This is a genomic window from Methanothrix sp. (assembly GCF_024518575.1).
Lineage (GTDB): Archaea > Halobacteriota > Methanosarcinia > Methanotrichales > Methanotrichaceae > Methanothrix_B.
Window position 1 is genome coordinate 1 of sequence record NZ_JANIHG010000063.1, and the last position, 4,575, is coordinate 4,575.

Annotated in this window: 3 protein-coding genes and 2 tRNA genes; 1 reads left to right on the plus strand and 4 read right to left on the minus strand. The window is 53.1% G+C overall.

The window, feature by feature from the left end; genetic code table 11:
* On the plus strand, positions 1 to 529 hold a 529-nt coding region (locus NQU42_RS08155), incomplete at its 5' end, for a matrixin family metalloprotease (RefSeq protein ID WP_296610560.1).
* A gap of 47 nt (positions 530 to 576) precedes the next feature.
* On the opposite strand, the gene NQU42_RS08160 is transcribed toward NQU42_RS08155, so the two are convergent.
* From NQU42_RS08160 to NQU42_RS08175, 4 genes are all read right to left on the minus strand, one after another.
* Positions 577 to 1,527: an EF-Tu/IF-2/RF-3 family GTPase gene (locus tag NQU42_RS08160; RefSeq protein ID WP_296610561.1), complete on the minus strand. Its 951-nt coding sequence runs from the start codon at positions 1,525 to 1,527 to the stop codon at positions 577 to 579.
* Between the two features lie 437 nt (positions 1,528 to 1,964).
* Positions 1,965 to 3,998, minus strand: a complete 2,034-nt coding sequence (locus NQU42_RS08165; RefSeq protein ID WP_296610563.1) for a NosD domain-containing protein — start codon at positions 3,996 to 3,998, stop codon at positions 1,965 to 1,967.
* A gap of 221 nt (positions 3,999 to 4,219) precedes the next feature.
* A tRNA-Phe gene (locus NQU42_RS08170) sits at positions 4,220 to 4,292 on the minus strand.
* Between the two features lie 2 nt (positions 4,293 to 4,294).
* Positions 4,295 to 4,368, minus strand: a tRNA-Val gene (locus NQU42_RS08175).
* Between the last annotated feature and the right edge of the window lie 207 nt (positions 4,369 to 4,575).

Consider the following 4,575-nt stretch of genomic DNA (forward strand, 5'->3'; position numbering starts at 1 on the left):
CGTGCGCTTGATTGAGATGATCCTGAGGGTCTTCTTCGGCAGGGATGATCTGGAGAGGAAGATGTTCCTCTCCCTCTTCGAGAGCACCTTTCGCAATCTCGGGCTCTCCATGGAGTTCTCAGATCCACCGGAGCATCCACAGGGCAGTAACGATGCCGCGGATATACTGAGCAAGCTCCTAAGAAAAACCGGAGCACATCCATCCATCTGGGTGGTTGATGACGATATACACCTTCCAGGCGCAGGCTCGATATTCGGATGTGCTGCCGGGCGGTGCGCCATCACCACAACCTGTGGTCTGGGGAGAATCGCCTGGATGAATGTGGCCATGCATGAGATCGGCCACATCCTCGGGTTGGATCACTGCACCGGGAGCTGCCTCATGCAGCCGGCCCGGTGTCAGGATGAGGTCGAGAGGCGACCCTTCGCTCTGTGCGAGCATTGCTTCAGGATCGCGAGAGAGAACGTGCATCGCGGACTATCTCCTGAAGTTGATACGCATAATGCGACACAACTGGATTGCTGCTAAAGCTCATGTCCGCCAGTTACCGGATCGATGGAGCCCAGCTTATTCAATCAGGGAAGCTCGATCGTCCCGACTATCCTCAGCTTTCCTCCCTCCGGGTAGGTCATGAGCGCCCTGTCGCCTGGAAGATGCACGAGAGGTTTGTCCAGGGAGAGCGTCAGATCAGGGCGGCGCGGATCGCCGGAGGACGATTCGATCCTCGCAGGGATGTACTGCATCCAGTGGCCAAGATGAAGCACCATCCCCTGCCGCAGGGGAGACTGCCAGTACCTCACGAGCTCCGCTCTCGAGCTGAGGCTGGTGGAGGTCTTCACAGCATCATTTGTTGTCAGAACCGTCCCACGATCGAGCTCCGAGACCTCTATGCCCTTCAGCGCAAGACCTGCGCGCTCCCCCGCGCTCGCGCTCTCGAAATCCTCGTCGTGCTTCTGTATGGATCTCACCTGAGCATTCTTGCTGTCAGGCAGAACCCTGAGAAGATCGTGTTTTCTGATGGTTCCCTCTGCAACATTCCCCAGGACGACGGTCCCGACGCCCCGGACGTTGAAGAAGTGATCCACAGGGAGCGTTCCGAATGCGCTTTCCACATGCACCACAGCATCAGCATCTTCAAGAAGACGCTCGCGTATCTCTATGGGATTGTCATCAATCACAGAATATCTCTCGACCACAGTGGATCTGACAAGAGGCGCGATCTGCTCCTCGGATATGTAGTTTTTGAGAACAATATAGCCCTCGCTAATGCCCATGCAGTCAAGGGCGAGAACAGACTCCCCGAATAGCTGGTCTATATTCTCCACAACGAGGATCGCCCTGCGAGCCATGGAGAGAGCATAGAAGAGCGGCGCAAGTCGCTCAGGATACCTCGTTGGCTCGACGAAGGTCACGGTCGTCTCGCCCCTCTTGAGGTTGTAAAATGTTATATCACTGGCTGTGCCCTTCTTGCCCAGATCCTTCGAGAACTCTGCTTTACCGAGCACTGCCACATTGAGGTTTGGCATGGGCTGAATGGAATCCAGATCGAAGTTATAGGCCTTGCGGTTGCTCTCGACTGCTATCTCCAGGATCGTACATTTATCTTGCTGGAGCGGAGAGCACGAGGCGGGAAGACCCCGGGCTTCACGCGTTTCGTTGGGAGGAGCGGGCTTCCTTTCAGATAGCACGCCGAAATCAAAAAGGCGGATCCCGATGCCCGGCAAAAGCTTTACATCCGCCTCGCTGAGTAGATCTGGAATCCAGAGCGCATGGTGCAGGTGGCCGAATTATGATCACCAATCTCAAACCTTACCCCGCATACAAAGACTCCGGCGCCGGGGTTAGCCGGTAAGACCTCATTCTGCGGCTTAGCCCCGGCAGCCGCCCCTGACGTGCCTAAAATCAAAAAGCGGCTGGAGGTTTAAGGTGGCACATCTGTGTTGAAGGCGTCCGCATCCGCGCATCACACGCCCTCCAGCACCGTGTACCTCTCCGGCGGCTCTGCGAGCGGATACGGATCTTCCTCAAGGCCAACGCTCCTGCACCTGTCCAGAACCCCATCACCGTTCCTGTCCGGTTCCTCAAAGCCATGCCAGTAGTTGCCCATCCTGCTCTCAAAGCTCCTACCGCGATAGATGTATCGAATGCTCGTCGGGGAGCTCCAGGAATTGCTTGAGATGTACGAAACGACATCGTTTCTGTTCTGAACGAAGCTGTTTAAGTAGATCTTATTCTCGCTCGACTCCCTGGGGTAAATGCCCTCATCCAGCACCAGGCCGTTGGTGTTCTGCGATATGCTGTTCATCCTCAGGACGTTCCTCCATGAGCGCGAGAGCACAATTCCGCTGTTGCATCTCGAGACGTTGTTTCTATCGATTATGTTCCCATTCGATCCGTCCAGGCGAATCCCGTTCTTCGCATCTGTGACGATATTTCCGATGATCTCTGTATCCTCTATTGCGTGAAGCCTGATTCCCTCCCCTGAGTTATTTATGCTGTTGCCATCCACCACGCCCTTCTCAGAGGAGTTCACAAGAATCGCGGTGTCAGCTCCTGTTATGCTGCTGTTGGATATCCTGAACCCGTTGGATGCTGTGATGAGAATTGCTCTGGGCACACCCTCAAACGAGTTTCCGATCGCTGCAAAACCATCAGACGCCTCAGCGATTACACCGGAGCTGCTCCGTCTGAGCGTGTTGCCCTCTAGCCTCGAGTCCGCGGAGCGGATGACACGAACGCACAGATCGCCTCTGTCGATACTGTTCGCCGATATGATGCTCTCACTTGAGGAGTTCGCATCAACGCCGATACTGCAGGCCGTGAGGTTATTTCCTGCAACGAGATTTCTGTAGCCCGATGCGATCAGTATTCCCGTGAGCTCGTCGGAGATCGTGTTGCCGGTGATGGTGTTGTTCGTGGACCTCTCAAGGATGATTCCCGTCTCTCCACCGCTTATCCTGTTATCTTCTGCGACATTGTGCTCCGAGTCCTCCATGTGGAGCGAGTGCGGGCTGCCGCCCATAACATTCCCTATTATATTGTTGTTCCTGGAGCCCCTCAGGCTCATCCCGCCGATATCATTAGACCGGAGGTCGTTCGATGATATTGTATTATTATCAGAATAGTATATCATCACTCCGTATGCATCATTCATCCTGAGGTCATTACCGGTGATGCTGTTGTTCCAGGCGCTGTAAAGGTAAACAGCGTAGTCGTTTGTTCTTGCGGTGTTTCTGGATATTGAGTTTCTCGAGGAGAGGTACGAATATATGCCGTAGTCATTGTTCTCGAGGATGTTGCCCTCAACAGCGCATCCATGGGACTCGGAGAGCACTATGCCGTAATCGTTCGTATCCGCGGTATTGTTTCTGATGATGCAATCATTTGATCTGTAAACCTTTATCCCACTTCCAAGGTTATAGCTCACATCGTTGCCATCCACCAGAATCCCACCGGATCTGAGGAGAATTATGCCGGCATTGTTGTTCTCATATACCCTGTTCATTCTTAAAGTATTATGAGATGATGCAGCCACGATTCCAGCGAAGTAACATTCTGTTATATTGCAATCAAAAACAGATCCATTCCCGCCGAGGAGGAGAACGCCAGCAAAGGAATCGCTCACGTTGCAACCGGATATCAGAGCCCCCTCTGAGGGGACCCTGATTCCCGCAGAACCCCAGCTGCTCGCATTCGTTATGATGAATCCGCTAACGTTAACGCCATCGGAGGAGATCACAAAACCATCCAGGCCGCCTCCGTCCACGACCGGTAGCCCATCCCCGGAGTCGATCCCTCTTACACTTACCGACTTTGTTATGTTAACGCTCTCCGCGTAAACCCCGCTCATAACCTCGATCGTATCGCCATCCTCTGCCAGGTCAAGAGCAGCCTGGATAACTGCGAAGTCAGCGCCTCCGCCGTCATCAACCCTAATCACGCGCCCCTCAGACGGAAGGAAGAGAAACAGAATGATTGCATACAGCATGAGCCTCATTTCGATCTACCACACCATCTCTGATACCATCGATATCTGATATGCTCTGGATCACGAAGCATATGGCAACAGCTCTTTTGTGCGCTCACATCGTAAATAGTTATCTTATGATAGAATATCTGTGTTTTGCCACTGTGAACCGAGTCCAGACGGGAGCCTGAGAGGATATAGCTCTCACTCAAGCAGAAACACAAATCATGCCGGAAAATCCATGGACTCGATGCCCAAGCCCGGACTCGAACCGGGGACATTCAGATCTTCAGTCTGACGCTCTCCCAACTGAGCTACTTGGGCGATGGGCTCGATGCGATTCGAACGCATGACCTCCGCCATGTCAAGGCGACGTCATAACCAGCTAGACCACGAGCCCACGTAACCAACTTGATCCACTATCGGTAAATAAATCCTTCGGTTCCAACTGTGATGGTTATGAGCGTTTCGAATAACCAGCCGGACCTGTCCTAATAACACTATCACCCCCTCGCGAAGTTGTAGTAAAAGATAAACATTTTACAGAAGTTGTTCCAACATTCTATAGCTCTTGTCCATCTCAGGCTTCCCAGTTTCTTATCTTTGC

Coding starts and splice junctions, on each gene's coding strand:
- NQU42_RS08160 (WP_296610561.1), bottom strand. CDS start 1,527: ATGCCAAACCTCAATGTGGCAGTGCTCGGTAAAGCAGAGTTCTCGAAG.
- NQU42_RS08165 (WP_296610563.1), bottom strand. CDS start 3,998: ATGAGGCTCATGCTGTATGCAATCATTCTGTTTCTCTTCCTTCCGTCT.